Consider the following 24,173-nt stretch of genomic DNA (forward strand, 5'->3'; position numbering starts at 1 on the left):
CATACTGTTGCCCCATTGCGGTGCGTAACGGGTAACGTTTCACCCATGGATTTCCAAAACAGCACGCTTCCTTTCGGCACCCTCGTCACCGCCATGGTGACCCCGTTCACCGAGGACGGGGAAGTGGACTTCGACGCCACTGCCTACCTGGCGAACAAGCTCGTCGAAGACGGCTGCGACGGCCTGGTGGTATCCGGCACCACCGGTGAAACCTCCACGCTGGAAGACAGCGAGAAGGAAGACCTGTTCCGCGTGGTCGCCCAGACCGTGGGCGGCCGTGCCAAGGTCATTGCCGGCACCGGCACCAACCACACGTCCCACTCGGTGGAGATGGCCCGCCGTGCCGAGCGTGCCGGCGTCGACGGCCAGCTGGTGGTCACCCCGTACTACAACAAGCCCACGCAGGCCGGCGTGCTGGCGCACTTCGACGCCGTCACCGCGGCCACCGACCTGCCGGTCATGGTGTACGACATTCCCGGCCGCGCCGGCATTGCCCTGAGCACCTCCACCATCTTCCGGCTGGCCGAGAACCCCCGGATCCTGGCGCTGAAGGACGCGAAGGCGGACTTCGCCGGCATCACCCGCGTGCTGGCCAACACCACGCTGGACGTTTACGCCGGCGACGACGGGCTGACCCTGCCGTGGATGGCCGCCGGTGCCGTCGGCGTCGTCAGCGTGTCCGCGCACGTGGCCACCGCGCAGTTCCGCGCCCTGGTCGACGCCGCCGCAGCCGGGGATTTCGCCACTGCCCGCCGCATCCACTTCGAACTGGATCCGGTGGTCCGTGCCGTAATGACCCACATTCCGGGCACCGTTTCGACGAAGCAGATCCTGGCGATGCAGAAGGTCATTCCCACTGCAGCGGTCCGGTTGCCGCTGGTGGCCCCCGACGCCGTCGAGATGGAAGCCATCCTGACCGACCTGGCAGAAGCCGGCATGGACTTCTCCCGGACCGAGGCGTAAGCAATCATGAGCGAAACTGCCGAAACTGCCGAAACTGCCGAACCCGGCCTGCTGACCCCGCCGCCGCTGGAGGCGGAAACCCTGAGGATCGTCGCGCTGGGCGGCCTCGGGGAGATCGGCCGGAACATGGCCGTCTTCGAAATCGACGGCAAGCTGCTCATCGTGGACTGCGGTGTCCTCTTCCCCGAGGAAACCCAGCCCGGCGTGGACCTCATCCTGCCGGACTTCTCCTACATCGAGGACCGCCTGGATGACGTGGTCGGCGTGGTGCTCACCCACGGCCACGAGGACCACATCGGCGCGGTGCCGTACCTGCTGCGGCTGAAGAACGATATTCCCCTGATCGGTTCGCAGCTGACGCTGGCGCTGGTGGAAGCGAAGCTGCAGGAACACCGCATCAAGCCGTTCTCCCTGACGGTCACCGAGGGGCAGATCGAGCAGCTCGGCCCGTTCGAATGCGAATTCGTGGCGGTCAACCACTCCATCCCCGACGCGCTGGCTGTGTTCATCCGCACCGCTGCCGGCACGGTGCTGCACACCGGCGACTTCAAAATGGACCAGCTGCCCCTGGACGGCCGGATCACGGACCTGCGCGCCTTCGCCCGGCTGGGTGAAGAGGGCGTGGACCTGTTCATGGCAGACTCCACCAACGCCGACGTCCCCGGGTTCACCACCGCCGAACGCGAAATCGGCCCGGTGCTGCAGGAACTGTTCGGCAAGGTGGACAAGCGCATCATTGTCGCTTCCTTCTCCTCCCACATCCACCGCGTCCAGCAGGTCCTCGACGCTGCCGCCGCGGACAACCGCTTCGTCTGCTTTGTCGGACGGTCCATGGTGCGCAATATGGCGATCGCCGAGAAACTCGGTTACCTCCACGTGCCCGAAGGCATCCTGGTCGACCTGAAGAACGTCGACGAGCTGCCGGACAACAAGGTGGTGCTGATGTCCACCGGATCCCAGGGCGAGCCCATGGCGGCCCTATCCCGGATGGCGAACGGCGACCACCGGATCCGCATCGGCAAGGGCGACACCGTCATCCTCGCCTCATCCCTGATTCCCGGCAACGAAAACGCCGTGTTCCGCGTGATCAACGGGCTTATGCGGCTGGGTGCCGACGTCGTACACAAGGGCAACGCGAAAATCCACGTCTCCGGGCACGCAGCCGCCGGTGAACTGCTCTACTGCTACAACATCCTGCGGCCGAAGAACGCCATGCCGGTGCACGGCGAGACCCGGCACCTCATCGCCAACGGCCGCCTGGCCGCTGCCACCGGTGTCCCGGAGCAGAACATCATCCTGGCCGACGACGGCACGGTGGTCGACCTGCGCGACGGCAAGGCCCGCGTGGTGGGCGAAGTGGAGTGCGGCTTCGTCTATGTGGACGGGTCCAGCGTCGGAGCGATCACCGACACCGACCTGAAGGACCGGCGGATCCTCAGCGAGGAAGGCTTCATCTCCATCATTTCCGTGGTGAACCGCAGTACCGGCACCATCGTCTCCGGCCCGGAAATCCACGCCCGCGGCTTTGCCGAGGGTGACGCGGTCTTCGACGAGATCATTCCCAAGATCAGTGCGGCCCTGGAAGAAGCGGTGCGCTCCAACACCGACCACACCACCTACCAGCTGCAGCAGGTGGTCCGGCGGGTCGTGGGGACCTGGGTCAACCGCCGGCTGCGGCGCCGTCCCATGATCGTGCCGGTAGTGGTCGAGGCCTAGTCCGGGCCGTGGTACAGGGTGGGCAAGTAGCCCGAAAACCGTTCCCGGCCGCGTAAATTCAGGGTATCCGGGGCCCCATCGGGTAGCGTGGCTCGTATGGCGACTCGTACTTCCCCTGCCGCACGCAGCGGTGCCTCCGGCCGGACCACGGCCCGGAGCGCCGGCGGCAGCTCAAGCAAGACATCAGGCAAGTCCAGCGCGCGCGGCGGATCCGGAGGCCGGGGGACCTCTGCGTCGCGCCAGGCGCCCCCGGACCAGCTGCCGCTGCCGCTGCGCGCGGTGGAGAGCGCCTGGATGGGCATCTCCCGCATCGCAGGGGCCGGCGTCCGCAAGCTCGGCGCCGATGTATCTCCCGAGCGCGAAATCCGCCGCGACGGGACCGGATTCTTCCTGATCCTGCTTGCCCTCGCCGTCGCCACCGTCGAGTGGTGGGCCCTGCGCGGTCCCGTTGCCGACGTGATCCACGCCGCCGCGGCCGGAACATTCGGCTGGATGGCCGTGGTGCTGCCCTTTATGCTCACCGCCGGCGCAGTCCGCCTGTTCCGCTACCCGGAGCGGCACCGAGCCAACAGCAGGATCAGCATCGGCCTCGTGATCATGCTGCTCGCCGGCTCCGGCATCACGCACATTGCGGGCGGCCTGCCCGCACTGTCGGACGGGTTCGACCGGCTCTGGGCCTCCGGCGGCATCGTCGGCTTCCTCGTCGCCGGACCGTTGTCCGCCGCCCTGACTCAGTGGCCGGTGCTGGTCCTCCTTTCGCTGCTGGTGTTCGTGAGTGTCCTGATCATCACGGCCACGCCGTTCCGCCATATTCCGCTGCGCCTGCGTGCAATGTATGAACACCTCATGGGCCAGGACCTGGACCCCGATGATCCTGAAGCGCACGACCAGAGCTACCTCTACGGCACGCCTAAGCCGGAAAAGGTCCGCAAGCCGCGCAAGAGCCGCCGCGAAAAGGAAGCGGAGGCCGCTGCCGCGCAGGACGGTTTCGCCGGCGACGAAGCATTTGAACGCGCTCTGCTGCAGGACGAGGAAGATGAAGCAGCAGCCGCTGCCGCGGCCGCGCCGGCAGTACCCCCGGGAGTCCGGCGTCCCACGCAGTCCGAACTGGCCACGCAGAAGATCCGCCGCAACCAGGGCCTGCCCGTCGACGGCGGCATGGACACCGCAGAGCCGCCCACCGAGGCCATCAGCACCGTCCCCGGCGCCACCGAAGTCCTGAACCTGGCCGCCGTTCCGCCCGTAGCGCCCGTGCCGTCCCGGCCGGTCCAGCCGGTCCCGCCGAACACACCCATCCCGCAGCGCACCGAGCAGCTGCAGCTCTCCGGCGACATCACCTATACGCTGCCGCCGTCGGACTTCCTGCCCCCGGGACCGCCGGCGAAGGAGCGCTCCGAAGCCAACGACGCGGTCGTCGCCGCACTGACGCACACGCTCGAGCAGTTCAACGTGGACGCGAAGGTCACCGGATTCTCCCGCGGCCCGACGGTCACCCGCTACGAGATCGAACTCGGCGAAGGCACCAAGGTGGAACGCGTCACCGCGCTGTCCAAGAACATTGCCTACGCCGTGGCGAGCTCCGACGTACGCATCCTGTCGCCCATTCCGGGTAAATCCGCCATCGGCATCGAAATCCCCAATGCGGACAAGGAAGTTGTTGCCCTGGGCGATGTCCTGCGGTCCAACTCCGCCCGGAAGACCGAGCACCCCATGGTCATGGGTGTGGGCAAGGACGTCGAAGGCGGCTTCGTGGTGGCCAACCTGGCCAAGATGCCCCACCTGCTGGTGGCCGGAGCCACCGGTGCCGGTAAATCCTCCTTCGTGAACTCGATGATCACGTCCATCCTGATGCGCTCCACGCCGGATGAAGTCCGCATGGTGATGGTGGACCCCAAGCGTGTGGAGCTGACCGCCTACGAAGGCGTGCCGCACCTGATCACCCCGATCATTACCAACCCGAAGAAAGCCGCGGAAGCGCTGCAGTGGGTGGTCCGCGAAATGGACACCCGCTACGACGACCTCGCAAACTTCGGCTTCAAGCACATCGACGATTTCAACAAGGCCGTCCGCAACGGCAAGGTGGTGCCCCCGGCCGGATCCAAGCGGGTCATCCGGGCCTACCCGTACCTGCTGGTGATCGTGGACGAGCTCGCCGACCTCATGATGGTCGCCCCGCGGGACGTCGAAGACTCCATCGTGCGCATCACCCAGCTTGCCCGCGCCGCCGGCATCCACCTGGTGCTGGCCACGCAGCGGCCGTCCGTCGACGTCGTGACCGGCCTGATCAAGGCGAACGTCCCCTCCCGCATGGCGTTCGCCACCTCCTCGGTCACCGACTCCCGCGTGGTGCTGGACCAGCCCGGCGCGGAAAAGCTCCTGGGCCAGGGCGATGCCCTGTTCCTGCCGATGGGATCCAACAAACCCATCCGTGTGCAGGGAGCCTGGGTTACCGAGTCCGAGATCCACCGGGTCGTTGAGCACGTCAAGGGCCAGCTGCAGGCCGTCTACCGCGAAGACGTCGCCGTCACGGCACCGAAGAAGCAGATCGACGACGACATCGGAGACGACCTCGACGTCCTGCTGCAGGCGACCGAACTGGTGGTGACCACGCAGTTCGGTTCCACCTCCATGCTCCAGCGCAAGCTGCGCGTGGGCTTCGCGAAGGCCGGCCGGCTCATGGACCTGCTGGAGTCCCGCGGCGTGGTGGGACCGTCCGAGGGTTCCAAGGCCCGCGACGTGCTGGTGAAGCCCGATGACCTGGCCGCCACCCTCGCTGCCATCAGCGGCGGCGAAGCTACGGCGCCGTCCGGGGGAGCCGGAGCCGCGGCGCTGGCGGAGAACGCCAATGCCAACCACGGCTTCGACCCTGCCGGGCCGGTGGACCTGGTTGCCGCGGACCTGGAGGGCAGGCCGCAGGCGAGCGACTACCACGACGACGCGGAGGACCCGGACGGTTCCGAAGATGCCTGGAACCTCACCGGCCGGTGAATCTTCGCTAGGCTGAAGGCGTGAGCAATTCTCCTACCGATAGGGTTCCGACCCTCAATATCGCCAATGCCCTGACGGTGGCGCGGATCCTGATGGTTCCGCTCTTTATCTGGTTCCTGGCGTCCGACGACGGCCGTGACGGCCTGTTCCGTTGGCTCGCCGTGGCAACCTTCGCCGTCGCCATCTACACCGACAAGCTCGACGGAGATATTGCCCGCAGCCGCGGGCTGATCACCGACTTCGGCAAGATCGCCGATCCGATTGCCGACAAGCTGCTGATCGGTTCGGCGCTGGTGATGCTTTCCCTGCTGGGCGAGCTGTGGTGGTGGGTCACCATCGTTATCCTCGTCCGCGAACTGGGCATCACGCTGATGCGCTTCGTTGTGATCCGGTACGGCGTTATGGCCGCCTCCCGGGGCGGCAAGCTCAAGACCGTGGTCCAGACCTTCGCCATCTTCGTGTTCCTGCTTCCGCTGAACGCGTGGCTGGGTGCCTGGGCCTGGTGGATCGGAGCCGTCTTCATGGCTGCCGCGCTCGTCATCACAGTCGTTACCGGCGTCGATTACGTCCTGCAGGCCGTCAAGCTGCGCCGCGCCGGCAAGCGCGCATGAGCGACGCGCCTGCCGCCGTCCTGGCGGGCGAGGTTGTGGCCGTCGCCCGGGACACGGGGCGGACCGTCGCCACTGCAGAGTCGCTCACCGCGGGCATGCTCTGCGCCGAGCTGGGGTCGGTCCCCGGTGCCTCGGCGGTTTTGCAGGGCGGCGTGGTTGCGTATCAAAATGGAATCAAGCTGTCCGTCCTCGGGGTTCCGGCCGAGCTCCTGGCCCAAGCCGGATCCGTCGACGGTAGGGTGGCGGAGCACATGGCGGCCGGGGCGCGGCGGGTTCTTGGCGCCGACGTCGGGGTATCCACCACCGGCGTCGCCGGACCTGATACACACGACGGCAAGCCGGTTGGTACCGTGTTCCTTGGGATCGCTACTTCCGAAGGGACCTCCTTCCGGGAGTTTCTGTTCGCGGGGGACCGTACGGCCATCCGAACGGCGGCATGTAGGGAAGCACTCGCCATGCTGGCGTCAGTGCTGGAAGACCGCTAGCGGGGCGGAAATCGGGAAGCTGCGCAGGCGGGAACAAAACCGGCAGGGCGTCAGTTGTTAGTATCAGGAACCGCCAAGGTTCCTTTATTACGATCTTTGGACAGTCTGCGGTACCGCCGCAGTCCGTACTCACAGGGAGCAGGACGATACACATGGTTAAGCAACCCGTATCCGTGAACGGCGTGATCCGCTGGCGGGATGTAGGGTTGGCGGAAGACGCACACCGGGAGCCTAAGGAGCGCAAGATGGTAGTTCTTCGTCACGAGATTGGTGATGTACTCCGCGACGTGCGCCAGCGCCAGGGCCGGACCCTGCGCGAGGTGTCGCATAGCGCCCGCGTTTCTCTCGGCTACCTCAGCGAGGTTGAGCGCGGACAGAAGGAAGCATCATCCGAACTTCTGTCTTCAATCTGCAGTGCCCTCGATGTGCCCCTGTCCCTGATGCTCCGAGAGGTCAGCGACCGGGTGGCAAACGCCGAAGGCGTTGCCATTCCAGACACCGTGCCATCTGAGTTTTCGCGGGAGTTCGCCCGCGAATTCCCCGAAGACCTGGCACGGGATCTGGCCCGCACATCCTAAAAACCGCACACCGCACACCGCAGCGCGTCACGCAGGCCGAACGGAATCGGCCGTAGTGACCGTGTTGCCCCATAGACATACCCCTTGACGCTGTTGCATCAGGGCGAAGAAATCTCCAGAGGAAACCCCCGCAGGCGCGGTGCCTTCGGGGGTTTGTTCTGTCCGGTGCCTGAACTGTCCGGGGCCTAGTGGCCTTCCTCCACTGGAGGCTCGTCCTCCAACTGATCCCCGACGGGCCGGACGGAAGCATTCAGTTTGTGCAGCAGCCGGACCAGGGTATGCAGTTCCTCAGATTCCCACCCCGTCCAGGTACGCCGGAAGTGCTCCTTGCGCGCAGTGGCCGTTCCTTCCAGACGGGCAGCACCAACCTCGGTGAGATTGATCGGCTGTGCCCGTCCGTCCTCCGGGTCCGCATGCTTTTCCACCAGCGCCAGCGACTGCAGCATTGCTACCTGACGGCTCAGGGAGGGCTTGCCCACGCCGACCGCTGCGGCCAGATCCGTCAGGCGCATGGGCCCCTGCTGATGGAGTAGGACCATCAGGCCGTAGGCCGAAGGTTCCATATCCGGGTGCACCTCCCGGGCGATCCGGTGGGAGCTGGCCCGGGCGCGGCGCCACAGCACGCTGAGTTCCTGCTCAAGGTCCTCTATGGCCGTGTCCTTGTCCGGTTCGGCGCCGGAGGGAGGGTTGCCGTCGGGTAAAGCGGCGGGACCGGATGTTTCGGTCATCCTCCCATTGTAGGATCGCCGCCCTTCCACGGCACTGGAATACCTCGGGCTTTTGGAGCCGCGGGCCGGTTCGCTGCCGTGTTTCGTGCGTGAGAGGATTAATCGATGCGTATCAGCGATTTCTGGCGGCTTATGGATGACGAGTTCGGTGCGGCCTACTCCAGGGTCCTGGCCGCGGACCTGGTGCTCGGGCAACTCGGAGGGGTCACGGCTGCACAGGCCTTGGACAAGGGCATGGAACCCAAATCCGTATGGCTGGCGGTATGCGACATCCAGGACGTTCCACCCGAACGCCGGCTGGGCCGCGACGTCAAGCCCAAGGCAAACTAGGGCTGCCGCCGCTCCCGGCCAACGGACACGCCGGGGTCCGCTGTTCGAATATTTGTTCGGATAAAGATATGCTCCTACACAGGGGCCCGTCCTAGCCGATGCGGCCCGGGATATCCACAAGACAACGAGTTATACGTTCCGGTCAGCCGTTTTGTCAGTGCCGCCGGATAGGGTCGTAGATAAGAAATGACGACCGGCCTACGGGCCGCCCACAACCACAACACGAGGTGAAGAATGGCTGCTCCAGCCGACCGCGCAAAAGCCCTAGAGGCAGCGCTGGCCCAGATTGACAAGCAATACGGCAAGGGCTCGATCATGCGCCTGGGCGACGAAGTGCGCGCCCCTGCCGAAACCATTTCCACCAGCTCCGTGGCGTTGGATGTTGCGCTGGGTATCGGTGGCCTGCCGCGCGGCCGCGTGGTGGAGATTTACGGACCTGAATCTTCCGGTAAGACCACCCTCGCGCTCCACGTTGTCGCCAACGCGCAGAAGAACGGCGGCATTGCCGCGTTCATTGACGCCGAGCACGCACTGGACCCCATCTATGCGGCCAAGCTGGGCGTGGATACGGACTCGCTGCTCGTTTCGCAGCCGGACACCGGCGAGCAGGCCCTGGAAATCATGGACATGCTGATCGGCTCCGGCTCGGTCGACGTCGTGGTCATTGACTCCGTTGCCGCACTGGTTCCGCGTGCCGAAATCGAAGGCGACATGGGCGACAGCCACGTGGGCCTGCAGGCCCGCCTGATGAGCCAGGCGCTCCGTAAGATCGCCGGCCGCCTGAGCCACACCAATACCACCGCAATCTTCATCAACCAGCTGCGTGAAAAGATCGGTGTCTTCTTCGGCAGCCCGGAAACCACCACCGGTGGCAAGGCGCTGAAGTTCTATGCTTCGGTCCGCATCGACGTCCGCCGCATCGAGACGCTGAAGGAAGGCACCAACCCGGTGGGTAACCGTACGCGTGCCAAGATCGTCAAGAACAAGATGGCTCCGCCCTTCAAGCAGGCCGAGTTCGACATCATGTACGGCGTCGGCATTTCCCGCGAGGGTGGACTGATTGACATGGGCGTGGAACACGGCCTGGTCAAGAAGTCCGGTGCCTGGTTCACCTATGACGGTGACCAGCTGGGCCAGGGCAAGGAAAACTCGCGCAACTTCCTGAAGGACAATCCCGATCTGGCGGACGAGCTGGAGCGCCGTATCCGCGAAAAGCTCGGAATCGGTGTTCCTGCCGCTGAAGAGCCGGCAGCACCCAAGCTGAAGGCAGTCGGAAAGGACTCCTAGCAGCGGCCCGCGGACCCGGGGACACCGGTCCCGGGACAGCAGGATCAGGGAAGCCGCTCCCGCATGGGGGCGGCTTCCCGTCCGGTCGGTCCGGTCGGTCCAGTCGGCACGGAACGGCGCTACGGCGCAGCTACTCTCCGCGGCGGTCCGGGGGAGTGGAAGTCCGGGGAGGAAAAGGGAACAAGGCCCTGGAGCGGATGGTTATGGATACCTCGCAGGAAGAGACGCTGGCAGAGCTGAAGCGACGGCTTGCCGAAATCAGCGCTGCGGCGGCGGCAACTGCGCCCGCCGGTGACGGGGACGCTCCGGGCGGCGCGAAGGGAACGCGCACCGCACCTGAGCCGGTGGACGCCAAACCTGGCGCTTCCAGGCCTGCCCGCCGCCGCAAGACGCCCGCGAAGACGCCCGATACCTTCAAGGAAGACGGTTTCGGTGAGGAAGCTCCCGCCGACGAGCCCTGGGCGGAACCCGGTACAGGCGGCTCCGGGTCGAAGCGGGGAGGGAAAAAGTCCGGCCGCGGGCGGCAGGGCTGGGGGCAGCAGGGTGCAGACGCGGACCAGCCGGAGGAAGCCGTCCCGCTGACGCCAGAGGAAGCTTACGCCGAGGCAAAAGCCATCGTCCTGCGCCAGCTGACTGCCTCTCCCAAGAGCCGCAAACAGCTTGAAACCAAGCTTGCGGAAAAGGAAATCCCGCCGGAAGCCGCAGCTGCGGTCCTTGACCGTTTCGAAGAAGTGCAACTCGTGGATGATGCCGAGTTTGCGCGGCTGTGGGTCCGCAGCAGGTCCCAGAGCAAGTCCCTTGCCCGCGGGGCCCTGCGGCGCGAGCTGACGGAAAAGGGCATTGCACCGGATCTCGCCGCTGAAGCGCTTGAACAGGTCAGTGCCGACGACGAACTCGAAGCGGCGCGCGCCCTGGCGAGGAAAAAGCTCCAGGCGTCCGCCGATCTTTCCGACCGCAGCGTGCGCGATAAACAGACCCGCCGACTGGTGGGGATGCTGGCCCGGAAGGGTTATTCCCCGTCGCTCGGCTTTCGGGTAGCGGCTGAAGTCATCGGTGAAGTCCGGGATGCCAGGGGGGACTCCGTCTAACCGGCGGACTGCGGGCCGGCGCCCGGCCGGCCTGGGGAACGCGGCGAAACAGCGGCGCTATTAGTCGTGGTGTCAATCCGACGCGCCGTATCGTATGCTGTGCCAACTATGTTAAAGATGAGGTTGGCGGGGCCCATGTTGCATCCAGTAGGTCGATTCTCTCCGTTGCGTGCCCGGAGGACCCCGTTCTATGCCCTGGTCCTTACGGGCGTGCTGGCCTCGGCGGTCCTCACTGCCGCCCCTGGTTCCGCCGCGGATCCCTACCCTTCCTGGGATGATATCCAGCAGGCAAAATCCTCTGAGTCGGCCAAAGCCGCTGAAGCAGAGAAGCTGGAGGGTCTGCTTACGGACCTGCGTAAGGACGCCGGATCCCTGGGCGACGCGGCAGTGGAGGCAGCGAACCGCCACAACGAGGCCAGGGATGCCCTTGCCGCCAGCGACAAGGAGCTTGCTGCCCTGGCCGCGCAGCGGGAAGCCGCCGCGCAGCAGTCCGACGAGTTGATGCGGCAAGTCGCCGGGCTTGCGGCCGAGACCTACAAGTCCGGCGGGTCCGCCGCCGACAGCATGACTTTGATGCTGCTCGACACGGATGCCTCGGCAGATGCCCTGCACGGCGCAGACCTTATGGACAGGGTCTCATCGCGGGCGGGCAACCTGTATGCCGGTGCAGTGGCGTCTGAAAAAGTCGCTGACGGATTCCGGGAGCAGGAACAGGAAGCAAGGAATGCCCGGGCCAAGCTTGCCGCCGAAGCGGAAAAGGCACTCCAGGAGGCAGGAGCCTCGGCAGCGGCCGCAGGCAAGGCAGTGCAGGACGAAGAAGCCCGCAAAGCCGTCCTGCTTGCACAGTTGGCGGATCTGCACGGCAGCACAGCCGCCGCGGAGGAGGCCCGGCTCCGCGGGATAGCCGCCGAGAAAGCGTTTCAGGAACAGCACAATGCCGCGGAACGGGCGGCTGCAGGAGGAACCGTACCGAAGGGGCAGCAGCCGGCTAATCCGCCGGTCGGCACAGCACCCAACCCGCCGGGAGCGCAGCCCCCGGAAGTCGCGGTGCCTGCGCCTCAGCCTGCCCCCGCCCCCGCACCTGCCCCGGTCCAGCCTGCCCCGCCGCCCGCGCCCGCACCGGGACAGCCGGTGAACGATCCGGCGGGTGCACAGAACTACGCATCCGGGCGCATGGGCGACTACGGCTGGGACGGGAACGAGTTCCGCTGCCTGGTCATCCTCTGGAATCACGAGTCCAACTGGCTAACCACTGCCGACAACCCCTACAGCGACGCCTACGGCATCCCGCAGTCCCTGCCGGGGAGCAATATGTCGAGCCACGGTGCCGACTGGCAGACCAATTACCGGACCCAGGTCAGCTGGGGCCTGGACTACATCAAGTCCCGGTATGGCACACCGTGTGCGGCCTACGCCTTCTGGCAGCGCAACAACTGGTACTGAGCGGGTACCTGTAGCGACAGGCAGGCTACCTGGTCGACGTCAATAGCAGCGTTACCGTTTTGAGACTTTTCCCAGAAAACTCCGATACGGTCCTGCGCTTGTGACTTCAACTAACTTGACGCGACGCGAAGAGACCCGCATCCGACGAGCCCTGCGACGCCGTCGGCGGCTCCACCTCGGTGCCGCAACCGCGCTGGGTTCCCTGGCAGCGGTAGGTGTTTCCGGCGCTGCCCTCGGCACTGCCGGAGCGAACCTCCGGGCCACGGCCGGCATCCAGCTGGTGAACCTGGCCGAGCCGCTCCTTGCCGCTGCCGACACCGCAGAGGACGCCGACGACGGCAGGGACAGCGCAGCAGGACCGGACGAACGTCCAGCGACTGACAGCGTGCCCGATCGGCAGGCGGCGGAGAATCCCCTGACGGTCGAAGCGGGGACGGGAACAGAGGTCGAGGCGCCGGAACCCCCGGAGCCCGCAGCGGAACCCGCAGCCGACGAGGCCGCACGAAGCGCTGCAGCGGAGGCAGCCGCACAATCGGCTGCGGACGACGCGGCCCGAGCCGCCGTACCGCTGGACGATCCCGCCGCGGCCAAGGCCTACGCTGCCTCGTCCCTGCCCGCCCGCGGTTGGGACGCGGGCCAGCTAACCTGCCTCGACACGCTCTGGACGAAGGAATCGGAATGGCTGACCAGTGCCCTCAACCCCAGCAGCGGGGCCTACGGAATTGCGCAGTCCCTCCCGGCGGAAAAGATGCAAGTGGCCGGAGCCGACTGGAAAGTCAGCTATTCCACGCAGATCAACTGGGGCCTGGACTACATTGCGTCCCGCTACGGCAGCCCCTGTGGTGCACTCAGTTTCCATTACGCCAACAACTGGTATTAGGAAAAAGTCTGCCGCGGGGCATACCGGACGGTACCGCCGATGGACGTACCCTAGGAGGGTGAGTTTGACTGTTTCTTCTCCCGCCCCCGAGGCCGCTGCGGCCCAGCCCCGCACCTACGAGGTGCGCACCTTCGGCTGCCAGATGAATGTGCATGATTCCGAGCGGATTTCGGGCCTGCTGGAAGGCGCGGGTTATGTGCCGTCCGACGGCGGCCTGGCGGACATCGTCGTGTTCAATACCTGTGCCGTGCGGGAGAACGCGGACAACAAGCTGTACGGCAACCTCGGGCAGCTGGCGCCGGTCAAGGAAAAGCGGCCCGGGATGCAGATCGCCGTGGGCGGCTGCCTGGCCCAGAAGGACCGGGATACGATCCTGCGCAAGGCACCCTGGGTGGACGCCGTCTTCGGCACGCACAACATCGGTTCGCTGCCGGCACTGCTGGAACGGGCCCGCCACAATGCCAAGGCCGAGCTGGAGATCCTGGAGTCGCTGGACGTCTTTCCCTCCACGCTGCCCACCAAACGAGATTCCGTGTATTCAGGCTGGGTCTCGATCTCCGTGGGCTGCAACAACACCTGCACTTTCTGCATCGTCCCGTCGCTGCGCGGCAAGGAACGCGACCGCCGGCCGGGGGAGATCCTGGCGGAAATCCGGGCCCTGGTGGACGACGGCGCCATCGAGGTAACGCTGCTCGGACAAAACGTAAACTCCTACGGGGTGGAGTTCGGCGACCGCGGGGCCTTCGCCAAGCTGCTGCGGGCCTGCGGCGACATCGAGGGCCTGGAACGGGTGCGGTTCACCAGCCCGCACCCTGCGGCCTTCACCGACGATGTCATTGAGGCCATGGCCGAGACGCCCAACGTGATGCCGCAGCTGCACATGCCGCTGCAGTCGGGCTCGGACAAGGTCCTCAAGGACATGCGCCGCTCCTACCGGTCAAAGAAGTTCCTCGGCATCCTGGACAAGGTCCGCGAGCGGATGCCGCACGCGGCCATCTCCACGGACATCATCGTCGGTTTCCCGGGTGAGACCGAAGAGGACTTCGCCGCCACCCTCGACGTCGTGGAGCAGTCCCGCTTCGCCACCGCCTTCACCTTCCAGTATTCGAAGCGTCCGGGCACCCCGGCGGCAGAGCTGGCCGACCAGCTGCCCAAGGCCGTGGTGCAGGAGCGCTATGAACGCCTCACCGCGCTGCAGGACCGGATTGCCGCCGAGGAAAACGCCAAGCAGGTGGGCACCACCGTCGAGGTCATGGTCACCGCCACTTCGGGCCGTAAATCCGGCGAGACCGGGCGTCTGTCCGGACGTTCCCGGGACCAGCGCCTGGTGCACTTCTCGGTGCCCGACGGCGCGCCGGTCCCGCGCCCGGGCGACCTCGTAACCGTGCCGGTCACGGCGGCCGCTGCGTTCCACCTGATCTCCGACCCCGCCGGACCCGCGGACTACTCGCTGCGGCGTTCGCGCGCAGGCGATGCCTGGGACCGCTCGCAGGCCGAGTCCTGCGGCGTGCCGGCCGGACCTGCAGGTACCCGCACCGGTGTGTCCCTGGGCATGCCCGCGCTGCCGCCGCGTTCCTGAGCGCCCGTGAACCCTTCTCAAAGTCTCCCCGATTCCCCGGCGGTAACCCCCTTGAGTTCTTCCATGCCGTCCGCTTCCATGCCGTCCGCCGACGAACGGCCGGTGATCGCCGTCGTCGGTCCCACCGGGTCCGGAAAGTCCGACCTCGGCGTTGCCCTGGCCCTGGAACTCGGCGGGGAAGTGATCAATGCCGATTCCATGCAGTTCTACCGGGGGATGGACATCGGCACGGCGAAGATTTCCGTAGCCGAACGCCGCGGCGTGCCGCACCACCTGCTGGACATCATGGACGTGACCGAAGAGGCAAGCGTCTCGGCCTTCCAGGCGCAGGCACGGGAGATGATTTCTGAGATCCGGGCGCGGGGCAGGTACCCCATCCTGGTCGGGGGTTCCGGCCTGTACGTCCGGGCCGCACTGGACGTCCTGGACTTCCCGGGTACCGACCCGGCGGTCCGCGCCGGGATCGAAGCCGAGCTGGAAACCCGGGGCCTGCCCGCGCTGCAGGACCGGCTGCGGGAAGTGGACCCCGTCTCAGCCGAACGGATCTCCGATGCGCGCCGGGTGGTACGCGCGCTGGAGGTCTTCGAGTTGACCGGACGCCCCTTCAGTTCCTTCATGCCGGTGCGCCAGTACGTCTCGCCGGCCGTGCAGATCGGCCTGGGCGTGGAACGTCCGGTGCTGCACGAACGCCTGGCCCGTCGGGTGGACAGGATGGTGGAACAGGGGCTGCTCGAAGAAGTCCGGCGGCTTGAGCCGGCAGGACTGCGGACCGGCCGGACCGCCTCGCGCGCCCTGGGATACGCACAGTTCCTGGCCGTCCTGGACGGGAAATCGTCCGTGGCGGAAGCCTCGGCTGCAACAGTGGTGGCTACCCGCCAGTTCGCCCGCCGGCAGCTGACCTGGTTCCGTGCGGATCCCCGGATCACCTGGCTGGAGCACAACGACCCCCGGCTGGTGGCCCGGGCGGCCGCGGCCGTCCGGGAAGGGCACCCGCCCAGTATCCTTGGTAAGTGACCAATACTCCTGCTTCCTCCGCTGCATCCCTGTCCGCCTCCGGCCTGCCCTCCTCCGTTGCGGGACTGCCCTTCGCGAAGGGTCACGGCACCGGCAACGACTTTGTGCTGGTGGCCGATCCCGACGCTGCGCATGATCTTGCCGCCGACGAAGTAGCCGCTGTCTGCGACCGGCACCGCGGAGTAGGCGGCGACGGTTTCATCCGGGCCGTCCGGTCCGGGCATCTCCCTGAAGGCCGTGCCCTGCTGCAGACGGCTCCGGACGCCGAGTGGTTCATGGACTACCGGAACTCGGACGGCAGCATCTCGGAAATGTGCGGGAACGGGGTGCGCGTCTTCGTGCACTTCCTGCTGGAAGAGCGGCTGGTGGAACTGGCCGAAGGCGCGTCCCTGGTGATCGGTACCCGCGCCGGGGTCAAGACCGTAACCCGGATGGCGGGCGGCTATGCGGTGGACATGGGGCCCTGGGAGTTCATTTACCCCGACCACGCGGCTGCCAAATCCATGGACACGGTGGTCAACGCAGACGGACTGGAGGTGCCCCGCCCGGGCCTGTCCGTCAGCATGGGCAACCCGCACACCGTCGTGGCCCTCGCGGAACTGGATGAACTGGCCGCGACCAACCTGACGGCAGCTCCGTCCGTGCAGCCGGAGCCGGAGCACGGCACCAACGTGGAGTTCGTGGTCCCGGCCGAGCCGCTCGTAGAAGACGGGGTGGGGCTTCTCACCATGCGCGTCCACGAGCGCGGCGTCGGCGAAACCCTCTCCTGCGGTACCGGCGCCTGTGCGGCCGCCGTAGCCACCCGGTTCTGGGCCGGAGCCGACGCACCCGATGACTGGGCGGTGACTGTGCCGGGCGGCGTCGTCGGCGTCCGTTTCCTGACCGGACCCGACGGCCGCGAACATGTGGAGCTCAGCGGACCGGCCGTCCTGGTGGCACGCGGCACCCTGCTCTAGGCGCTGCGTTCCACCTTGAGGGTCCGGAAGGACTTCGCGGTGCTGTGGCGGGAGACGGTGAATCCGGACGGCAGCGTCTCCGCCAGCCAGCGCTGCAGGGAATCCGAGCCCAGGTTTTTCTGCACCACCAGCCAGGCAGTGCCGCCCGGCGCCAGGCGCGGCAGCCAGAGCAGCAACAGGGCATGCAGTTCCTCTTTGCCGATCCGGATGGGCGGGTTGGACCAGATGGTGTCGAAGCGTACTTCGGGGTCCACCTCCTCCGGCAGCGAGGCCATGACGTTGCCGCAGCCCAACGCCGCTGCGTTGTCCCGGGTCAGCGCGATGCAGCGTTCGTTGACGTCGACCGCGTAGACCCGGGCCGCGGGGGATTTCAGCGCCAGGGTGAGGGCGATGGGTCCCCAGCCGCAGCCGATGTCCAACAGGTTGCCGGTTTCCGGCGGCGCGGGAACTTCCTCCAGCAGAACCATCGTGCCCTTGTCGATCCCGTCGGGGCTGAAGATCCCGCCCGCTGTCTGCAGGGTCCGTTCTGTCCCGTTGAGGCTGACGCGCAGCGGTTTGCGGACCTCGGGCCCGGACGGTGTGGAGGAGAAGTAGTGGTCTGAACCCATAACAGTCCAGATTAGTCGCTGCAGGCGTGTGGGATGGAATTTATGCGTGGCCGTACGGGTTGTAAGGGACAGCTGGCGCGGTAGGGATCCATTGCGGAGAAGGTTGTTTTCCTGAGGATTTGTCGGTTCACTGGCCTACCATGGAAAGTACGTTCCAATAAGGAGATTATGACGATCAACAACTCCCGTCCTGTGAATTCGACAGACAGTTCGACGGACAGTTCCACACCCGAACTGAGTCCTTCGGATATCCAGGGTGTCATCGACAGGATTCTCGCCAAGGACAGCGCGGTCGAAGCGAAGGCCCCCGGCGACAAGCAGCGAGGCCGCGCCCTCGCGCTCTCCGACAGCGATAGCGGGCATTCCGTCCACGACGGCGAGCAGCAGGACCTGGAGGAACGCCGCGCACTGCGCCGCGTTGCCGGGCTTTCCACCGAACTCGAGGACGTTACCGAGGTCGAATACCGCCAGCTGCGGCTGGAACGGGTTGTCCTTGCCGGGCTCTGGAGCGAGGGCACTGCTGCCGACGCCGAAAACTCGTTGAAGGAACTGGCCGCACTGGCTGAGACTGCGGGATCCGAAGTCCTGGACGGCATCATCCAGCGCCGGCTCAAGCCGGACCCCGGCACCTTCCTCGGGTCCGGCAAGGCCCAGGAACTCAAGGACATTGTGACGGCCACCGGTGCAGACACGGTCATCGTGGACAGTGAGCTGGCTCCGTCCCAGCGCCGCGGGCTGGAAGACATCGTCAAGGTCAAGGTCATCGACCGGACAGCGCTGATCCTGGACATCTTCGCCCAGCATGCCAAGTCCCGCGAGGGCAAGGCCCAGGTGGAACTGGCGCAGCTGGAATACCTGCTGCCGCGCCTGCGTGGCTGGGGCGAATCGATGTCCCGGCAGGCAGGCGGCCAGGTTGGCAGCGCCAGCGCGGGCATGGGTTCGCGCGGCCCCGGTGAAACCAAGATCGAATTGGACCGCCGGAAGATCCGCACGCGGATGGCCAAGCTCCGCCGCGAAATCGCGGGCATGAAGCCGGCGCGCGAAACCAAGCGGGCCAACCGGCACCGCAACTCCGTGCCCTCCGTCGCCATTGCCGGCTACACCAATGCAGGAAAGTCCTCGCTGCTGAACCGGCTCACCGATGCCGGGGTGCTGGTGGAGAACGCACTGTTCGCCACCCTGGATCCCACCATCCGCAAGGCCCAGACCGAAGACGGAATCGGCTACACGCTCGCTGACACCGTGGGGTTTGTTCGGTCGCTGCCCACCCAGCTGGTGGAAGCCTTCCGCTCCACCCTGGAGGAAGTAGCCGACGCAGACCTGATCCTGCACGTGGTTGACGCTTCACACCCGGACCCGGAGGGCCAGATCGCGGCCGTCCGGACCGTCCTCACCGAAGTCGACGCCCGCAAGGTGCCCGAAATCATCGTGCTGAACAAGGCCGACGCAGCGGATCCGTTCGTGCTTGAGCGGCTGCGCCAGCGCGAGCCCCGGCACGTGGTCGTCTCGGCCCGCACGGGCGAGGGCATCCCCGAGCTGCTGCAGGCGATTTCCGAGGGCATTCCGCGCCCCGGCGTGGACCTGGAACTCCTGGTGCCCTACGAGCGCGGCGACATCGTCTCGCGCCTGCACCAGGAAGACGCCGAGATCCTCTCCCTGGAGCACGGCGAAGCCGGCACCCAGCTGCATGTGAAGGTTCGCGAAGGGCTGGCAGCAGAGCTGGAGCAGTTCGTGACCCATGGGTAGGAAAGCGCCACAGGGACCGGACCAGGTCCTGGATCTGCTTGACACTGCGGTGGCGGCCATGGGCGGGCAGAACCGGCCCGGCCAGCACGAGATGGCCCGGCAGGTGGCCGAGGCCATCGAGTCCGGCGACCACCTGCTGGTGCAGGCGGGAACGGGTACGGGCAAGTCGCTTGCCTACCTGGTCCCGCTGATTGCGCACGCCTTGGAAAGCAGCAAGCCCGCGCTGGTCTCCACTGCCACGTTGGCCCTGCAGTCCCAGATCGTCGGGCGTGACCTCCCGCGCCTGCTGAAGACCCTGGAACCGAAGCTTCCGCGGGAGGTGGATGTTGCCCTGCTCAAGGGCCGCAGCAACTACGTCTGCGTCCACAAGACCGGCGGCGGATTCCCCGAGGAAGACGAAGCCGGAACACTGTTCCTGCTTGGCGACGAGCAGGCTGTCTCCCATCCCGCTCCCGCCGGCGGGCCCACCTCCGCCCTGGGGCGCGACGTCGTCCGCCTGCAGGAATGGGCGCAGGAAACGGAAACCGGTGACCGGGATGAGTTGCTTCCCGGCGTCAGCGACCGTGCCTGGCGTCAGGTGTCCGTCACCTCCATGGAGTGCCTGGGGGCGCAGAAGTGCCCGGTGGCGGAGGCCTGTTTCAGCGAACGGGCACGGGCCAAGGCCGCCGTCGCCGATCTGGTGATCACCAACCACGCGATGCTGGCCATCAGTGCGTTCGAGGGACTGGCCGTCCTGCCGGACTATGACGTAGTGGTGATCGATGAGGCCCACGAGCTGCAGGACAGGGTTACCGGAGCGGTTACCGGACAACTCTCCGGAACAGTCATTGCCGCGGCGGTCTCCGCAGCACGCAAACACACGTCCGCCACCATGGAGCCGCTTGCCGCTGCCGGCCGGGCCTTCGACTCGGTGTTTGCCCCGGTGCCCTCCGGCCTGCTGGCCGCGGGGCTGTCCGAAGACCAGGAGCTGGTCCTGGGATCCGTGCGTGAAGCCTGCCGCACGGCGCTGTCCGACTCCAAGCCCGAAGGCTCCGACGCCGTCGACGGCGGCCGCCAGATGGCACGCTCGCGCCTGATGGCTGTCCTGGAACTGTGCGAACGGATCCTTGACGCAGTGAATTCAGGGGAGGTGCTGTGGGCGTCGCGTGCCAGCACCTTCTCGCCGGGCACCGGCTACACCGCCCCGGAAGAAGACGCACCACCCACCATCAACGTTGCACCGCTGTCCGTGGCCGGCCGACTGCGCGAAGGCCTGTTCGACGGGCACACTGTGGTGCTGACCTCGGCCACCCTGGCCATCGGGGCGGAGTTCGGCCCGGTGGCCGGGGCCCTGGGGCTGCTGGGTGCCGGTGCACCGAAGTGGACGGGGACCGACGTCGGCAGCCCCTTCGACTACCCGCGGCAGGGTGTCCTGTACGTAGCCAAGGACCTGCCGAAGCCGGGACGCGGCACCTCCCCGGAGCAGCTGGACGAACTGGAGGCGCTGATCAAGGCCTCCGGCGGCGGCGCCCTGGGTTTGTTCTCCTCCCGCCGTGCAGCGGAGGAAGCCGCGGAAGCCCTGCGGAAGCGGGTGGACTTTCCGATCCTCTGCCAAGGCGAATCCACCATGTCCGCCCTGGTCCAGCAGTTTGCCGACGAGGACGAGACCTGCCTGTTCGGCACCATGTCCCTCTGGCAGGGCGTGGACGTCCCCGGCGCCTCCTGCCGGCTGGTCATCATTGACCGGATTCCGTTCCCGCGCCCGGACGATCCGTTGATGACCGCCCGCACCCGGGCGGTTGCCAAGGCCGGGGGCAACGGCTTCATGAGCGTCTCCGCCACCCACGCAGCCGTCCGGCTCGCCCAGGGTGCCGGCCGGCTGATCCGCGCCTCCGGGGATAAGGGAGTGGTGGCTGTGCTTGACTCACGCCTGGCAACCGCGCGCTACGGCAGTTTCCTGCGGGCCGCCCTGCCGCCGTTCTGGTCCACCACCGACCGTTCCGTGGTGCTTCAGGCACTGAAACGGCTCGCCGCGGAACCTGCGGGCGCGAAGAAGTAAACCCCGCCCGGGAAAGGGGATCCCGGAAAGCAAAGAGCAGCGCCGCCGTGTACCGGAGGCGCTGCTTTTGCATGGTCCTTTACGTCCGGCCAGGACGGTCAGCTTGTGCCTAGAGCGAACGCATCACTGAGACGACTTTGCCCATAATGGTGGCTTCGTCACCGAGGATCGGCTCGTAGCGGGTGTTCTGGGGCAGCAGCCAGGTGTGTCCGTTGCGCTGCCGGAAGGTCTTCACGGTTGCCTCGTCTTCGAGCAGGGCCGCGACAATGTCACCGTTTTCGGCGGTGGGCTGGCGGCGGACAACCACCCAGTCACCGTCGCAGATGGCCGCATCCACCATGGAATCGCCCGCCACGCGAAGCATAAACAGGTCGCCGTGCCCTACGAGCTGGCGCGGAAGGGGGACCATCTCTTCGACCTGCTGGTCGGCCAGGATGGGTCCGCCTGCGGCGATCCGCCCGACCAGCGGAACCATCGCGGTGTCGATTGCGGTGGTGAGGTCGGAGACGCTGCCGGAACGTTGCGTGCGTGGGCTGCCGCCGCCGGAGCCGCCCTTTGCTGCACCCTCAGCAGCCTCCACGGTGTTCCCGTCGTCGCCCGCGTTGCCTTTGCCTCGGCGCACGGGAGCATCGCGGAGCAGGAGCGGAACCAGTATCTCCATGGCGCGCGGGCGCTTGGGGTCCCGGCGGATGTAGCCCAGCTTCTCCAACTGGCTCAGCTGGTGCGTAACGCTGGAAAGGCTGGCCAGCCCCACTATGTCGCCGATCTCCCGCATGGACGGGGGATAGCCGTTCGCGTTCACCGAACGCTGGATGGTCTCCAGGATCTTCGTCTGCCGGGCGGTAAGGCCCTTGGTACGTCCTGCCGGCGCGGGCGCGGCAGGGGAGGGGGTGCTGCCATTGGTAACACGGGCCACGTCGGCTTCCCTTCACAGTCGGCCCGTGGACGCGGGCCGGATGGTTCTAGCGGTGTATCTGGTTGGTGCTGCGGTGCTGCGGTGCTGCGTTGCTGAGGTACTGCGGTGCGTTGATTCGATGCAGTGGTTCGATGCGGTGGTCTATCCCGCCAAGCCGTTTTGTCAGTGCCGGATGGTTAGTTGGTCCCAGCCGCTTCCAACAGGTTCAACGCTAGGGGAGCGCAGGCATATTTTCAAACATATATTCGAGCGAGTCTCGACAATGTTCGTAGATAAGTGCTAGAAATGTTCGAGTACAGCTTCGAACATATGTTCGACCCTGAGTAGAAAACGGTCCACCGACACCTCGGCGGACCCACCAGATGTTCGAATGCAGTTTCGAGCCACACTGTTTTCCCGGTGCTTTTTACGGGAGGCGGGGGAATCGGCGGAGCTGCTCTTCGGACCGGAAAGGTATTGACATGTCAGTACACGTACTTCCCCTCACTGCACAGAGCATCACTGCACAGAGCATCACCGCGCAGAGCCTCACCGGATCTTCCCCCGACCGGGCGGCCGGCCCCGCCCGCATGGCCACCACCGCGGACGCCCAGGCATCTGTCCCGCTGCGCCTGACTCGCCGTGGCCGGCTCGTCCTGGTCGGAGCCCCGCTGATGATCGTGGCCGCCGCACTGCTGGCCTTCATCGGATTCTTCACCGCACCGGCCATGGCCTCGGGGGACTCCCCGGAACAGACACACACCATCCAGGTGGGTGTATCCGCCGGGGATTCACTGTGGTCGCTCGCCACCGAGTTCGCTCCGGACCGGGATCCCCGCACCGTGGTCGCCGACATCGTGGAACTCAACAACCTGGCGGACGCCACCGTCCCTGCCGGCAGCCAGATTTACATCCCGGTCTCGCGCTGATCCACCGGCCAGCGCGCTCCGGTGATCCTTACCTGCGTGCCCGTAACAGAGGTGTGCTGGAAGCCCCTCAAATACAACGTCACCGCAGTCCGTCCTAAGCTGTAGAAGTGAACGAACAGCTGGAAAACCTGAACAGACTTCCCCTGCGCGATGATCTGCGGGGCCTGACCCCGTACGGCGCCCCTCAGCTGGATGTGCCCATCCTGCTGAACGTCAACGAAAATACCCACGGACTTCCGGAGCATGTGCGCCGGGCCATTCTGGCCGAGATTGAATCAGTGGTCGCCGGCCTGAACCGATATCCCGACCGCGAATTCACCCTGCTGCGGGAAAACCTGGCCAAATATCTCGGCCACGGACTGGCTGCGGAGAATATCTGGGCCGGGAACGGTTCCAACGAGGTTCTCCAGCAGATCCTGCAGGCGTTCGGCGGACCCGGGCGGACGGCCATGAGCTTCCCGCCCACGTACTCCATGTACCCGCTGCTCGCCAGCGGCACCGGCACCGCGTACGTCACCGGCTCACGGGAGCGGGACTTCTCCCTGACCCCCGAATCGGCTGCGGAGCAGGTCAGGGCACAGGCACCGAATATCGTGATCCTGTGCACCCCAAACAATCCCACGGGTACCGCCCTGGAACTGGACGTGATCGAAGCCGCCTATGAAGCGGGAGAAGCTTCGAACGCCATCGTCGTCGTTGATGAGGCGTATGCAGAGTTTTCCCACGCCGATACCCCCAGTGCGCTGCAGCTGCTCCCTGGCCGGGAGCGGCTGATTATCTCCCGGACCATGTCGAAGGCCTTCGCACTCGCCGGGGCCCGGATCGGCTACCTTGCCGCTGCGCCGCAGATTGCGGACGCCCTGCGGCTGGTCCGCCTGCCCTACCACCTCTCTGCCATCACCCAGGCGACTGCGAATGCTGCCCTCACGCACGCCGATGCGCTCCTCTCCAATGTGGAAGACATCAAGGGCCAGCGGGACCGCATCGTGAAAGAACTGCGTGCGCTCGGACTGGAACCGGCACCGTCGGACGCCAATTTCGTGCTGTTCAGCGGTATGGAGAATCCCCGGGCGGTATGGGAAGGCCTGCTCGAAGCCGGGGTCCTCGTCCGTGACATCGGCATCGAGGGCCACCTGAGGGTCACCGCCGGCACCGAAGCCGAAACCACTGCGTTCCTGACGCGGCTGCGGGAACTGCTCGCTGCCTGAGCGGAAGCCGGGCACCCAGGATGACCCCGGTTTCAGTGAGTCGGGGCGTTCGGGACTAAACTGATGACCTGCCGGGGCTTTGCCTATTGCCCCGCTTCCAATC

The 24,173-nt window shown here is 66.4% G+C and carries 21 protein-coding genes; 18 read left to right on the forward strand and 3 right to left on the reverse strand.

Annotation, left to right across the window (positions count from 1 at the left end; all coding sequences use genetic code 11):
• The first annotated feature begins 45 nt into the window (after positions 1 to 45).
• From dapA to N2L00_RS05540, 6 genes are all read left to right on the forward strand, one after another.
• Complete coding sequence (dapA, locus tag N2L00_RS05515) at positions 46 to 963, forward strand: 4-hydroxy-tetrahydrodipicolinate synthase (RefSeq protein ID WP_255767193.1); 918 nt, start codon at positions 46 to 48, stop codon at positions 961 to 963.
• A 6-nt stretch (positions 964 to 969) separates the two neighbouring features.
• Positions 970 to 2,679 carry a ribonuclease J gene (locus N2L00_RS05520; protein WP_255863349.1) on the forward strand — a complete coding sequence of 570 codons (1,710 nt, stop codon included), beginning with the start codon at positions 970 to 972 and terminating at the stop codon, positions 2,677 to 2,679.
• A gap of 96 nt (positions 2,680 to 2,775) precedes the next feature.
• A complete protein-coding gene (locus N2L00_RS05525) occupies positions 2,776 to 5,667 on the forward strand; it encodes a DNA translocase FtsK (RefSeq protein ID WP_255863348.1) in 2,892 nt (963 codons plus the stop codon).
• A gap of 20 nt (positions 5,668 to 5,687) precedes the next feature.
• A complete protein-coding gene (gene pgsA, locus N2L00_RS05530; protein ID WP_255863347.1) occupies positions 5,688 to 6,278 on the forward strand; it encodes a CDP-diacylglycerol--glycerol-3-phosphate 3-phosphatidyltransferase in 591 nt (196 codons plus the stop codon).
• Complete coding sequence (locus tag N2L00_RS05535) at positions 6,275 to 6,763, forward strand: CinA family protein (protein WP_255767197.1); 489 nt, start codon at positions 6,275 to 6,277, stop codon at positions 6,761 to 6,763. Before pgsA ends, N2L00_RS05535 begins: the two co-directional genes overlap by 4 nt.
• Before the next feature lie 152 nt (positions 6,764 to 6,915).
• Positions 6,916 to 7,341: a helix-turn-helix domain-containing protein gene (locus N2L00_RS05540; RefSeq protein WP_269436632.1), complete on the forward strand. Its 426-nt coding sequence runs from the start codon at positions 6,916 to 6,918 to the stop codon at positions 7,339 to 7,341.
• Between the two features lie 185 nt (positions 7,342 to 7,526).
• On the opposite strand, the gene N2L00_RS05545 is transcribed toward N2L00_RS05540, so the two are convergent.
• Positions 7,527 to 8,069, reverse strand: a complete 543-nt coding sequence (locus N2L00_RS05545) for a MarR family winged helix-turn-helix transcriptional regulator (protein ID WP_255863346.1) — start codon at positions 8,067 to 8,069, stop codon at positions 7,527 to 7,529.
• Positions 8,070 to 8,174: 105 nt separating this feature from the next.
• Between N2L00_RS05545 and N2L00_RS05550 the strand changes: the two genes are divergently transcribed.
• The 8 genes from N2L00_RS05550 (at position 8,175) to dapF (ending at position 16,646) form a co-directional block, all read left to right on the forward strand.
• Positions 8,175 to 8,399, forward strand: a complete 225-nt coding sequence (locus N2L00_RS05550) for a DUF3046 domain-containing protein (protein WP_227924506.1) — start codon at positions 8,175 to 8,177, stop codon at positions 8,397 to 8,399.
• Between the two features lie 234 nt (positions 8,400 to 8,633).
• Positions 8,634 to 9,686 (forward strand): recombinase RecA, encoded by a 1,053-nt coding sequence (gene recA / locus N2L00_RS05555; protein WP_227924507.1) that lies wholly within the window; start codon positions 8,634 to 8,636, stop codon positions 9,684 to 9,686.
• A gap of 203 nt (positions 9,687 to 9,889) precedes the next feature.
• Positions 9,890 to 10,774 (forward strand): regulatory protein RecX, encoded by an 885-nt coding sequence (locus N2L00_RS16150; RefSeq protein ID WP_308219739.1) that lies wholly within the window; start codon positions 9,890 to 9,892, stop codon positions 10,772 to 10,774.
• A 135-nt stretch (positions 10,775 to 10,909) separates the two neighbouring features.
• On the forward strand, positions 10,910 to 12,217 hold the full coding sequence (locus N2L00_RS05565) for a lytic transglycosylase domain-containing protein (protein ID WP_255863345.1): 1,308 nt from the start codon (positions 10,910 to 10,912) through the stop codon (positions 12,215 to 12,217).
• Between the two features lie 100 nt (positions 12,218 to 12,317).
• Positions 12,318 to 13,097, forward strand: coding sequence for a hypothetical protein (locus tag N2L00_RS05570; protein WP_255863344.1), 780 nt, complete (start codon positions 12,318 to 12,320; stop codon positions 13,095 to 13,097).
• Between the two features lie 58 nt (positions 13,098 to 13,155).
• Positions 13,156 to 14,676, forward strand: a complete 1,521-nt coding sequence (miaB, locus tag N2L00_RS05575) for a tRNA (N6-isopentenyl adenosine(37)-C2)-methylthiotransferase MiaB (RefSeq protein WP_255863342.1) — start codon at positions 13,156 to 13,158, stop codon at positions 14,674 to 14,676.
• A 78-nt stretch (positions 14,677 to 14,754) separates the two neighbouring features.
• On the forward strand, positions 14,755 to 15,690 hold the full coding sequence (gene miaA, locus N2L00_RS05580) for a tRNA (adenosine(37)-N6)-dimethylallyltransferase MiaA (RefSeq protein ID WP_260554476.1): 936 nt from the start codon (positions 14,755 to 14,757) through the stop codon (positions 15,688 to 15,690).
• Entirely contained in the window at positions 15,687 to 16,646 is a 960-nt protein-coding gene (gene dapF / locus N2L00_RS05585; RefSeq protein ID WP_255863340.1) for a diaminopimelate epimerase, read from the forward strand. Before miaA ends, dapF begins: the two co-directional genes overlap by 4 nt.
• On the opposite strand, the gene N2L00_RS05590 is transcribed toward dapF, so the two are convergent.
• The gene (locus N2L00_RS05590) at positions 16,643 to 17,254 is read right to left on the reverse strand and encodes a class I SAM-dependent methyltransferase (RefSeq protein ID WP_255863339.1); all 612 of its coding nucleotides are present in this window, start codon (positions 17,252 to 17,254) and stop codon (positions 16,643 to 16,645) included. The two genes, dapF and N2L00_RS05590, sit on opposite strands and share 4 nt — an antisense overlap.
• Before the next feature lie 168 nt (positions 17,255 to 17,422).
• On the opposite strand from N2L00_RS05590, the gene hflX reads away from it, so the two are divergent.
• Positions 17,423 to 19,000: a GTPase HflX gene (gene hflX, locus N2L00_RS05595; RefSeq protein WP_255863338.1), complete on the forward strand. Its 1,578-nt coding sequence runs from the start codon at positions 17,423 to 17,425 to the stop codon at positions 18,998 to 19,000.
• Positions 18,993 to 21,038: an ATP-dependent DNA helicase gene (locus tag N2L00_RS05600; RefSeq protein ID WP_255767208.1), complete on the forward strand. Its 2,046-nt coding sequence runs from the start codon at positions 18,993 to 18,995 to the stop codon at positions 21,036 to 21,038. The genes hflX and N2L00_RS05600 overlap by 8 nt, the downstream gene beginning before the upstream one ends.
• A gap of 109 nt (positions 21,039 to 21,147) precedes the next feature.
• Here N2L00_RS05600 and lexA read toward each other — a convergent pair whose 3' ends face one another.
• A complete protein-coding gene (gene lexA / locus N2L00_RS05605) occupies positions 21,148 to 21,954 on the reverse strand; it encodes a transcriptional repressor LexA (RefSeq protein WP_255863337.1) in 807 nt (268 codons plus the stop codon).
• A 461-nt stretch (positions 21,955 to 22,415) separates the two neighbouring features.
• On the opposite strand from lexA, the gene N2L00_RS05610 reads away from it, so the two are divergent.
• Entirely contained in the window at positions 22,416 to 22,862 is a 447-nt protein-coding gene (locus tag N2L00_RS05610; protein WP_255863336.1) for a LysM peptidoglycan-binding domain-containing protein, read from the forward strand.
• A 107-nt stretch (positions 22,863 to 22,969) separates the two neighbouring features.
• Entirely contained in the window at positions 22,970 to 24,070 is a 1,101-nt protein-coding gene (locus N2L00_RS05615) for a histidinol-phosphate transaminase (RefSeq protein WP_255863335.1), read from the forward strand.
• Positions 24,071 to 24,173 lie beyond the last annotated feature (103 nt).

The organism is Arthrobacter sp. zg-Y1171 (assembly GCF_025244845.1).
In the GTDB taxonomy this organism is placed as follows: domain Bacteria; phylum Actinomycetota; class Actinomycetes; order Actinomycetales; family Micrococcaceae; genus Arthrobacter_B.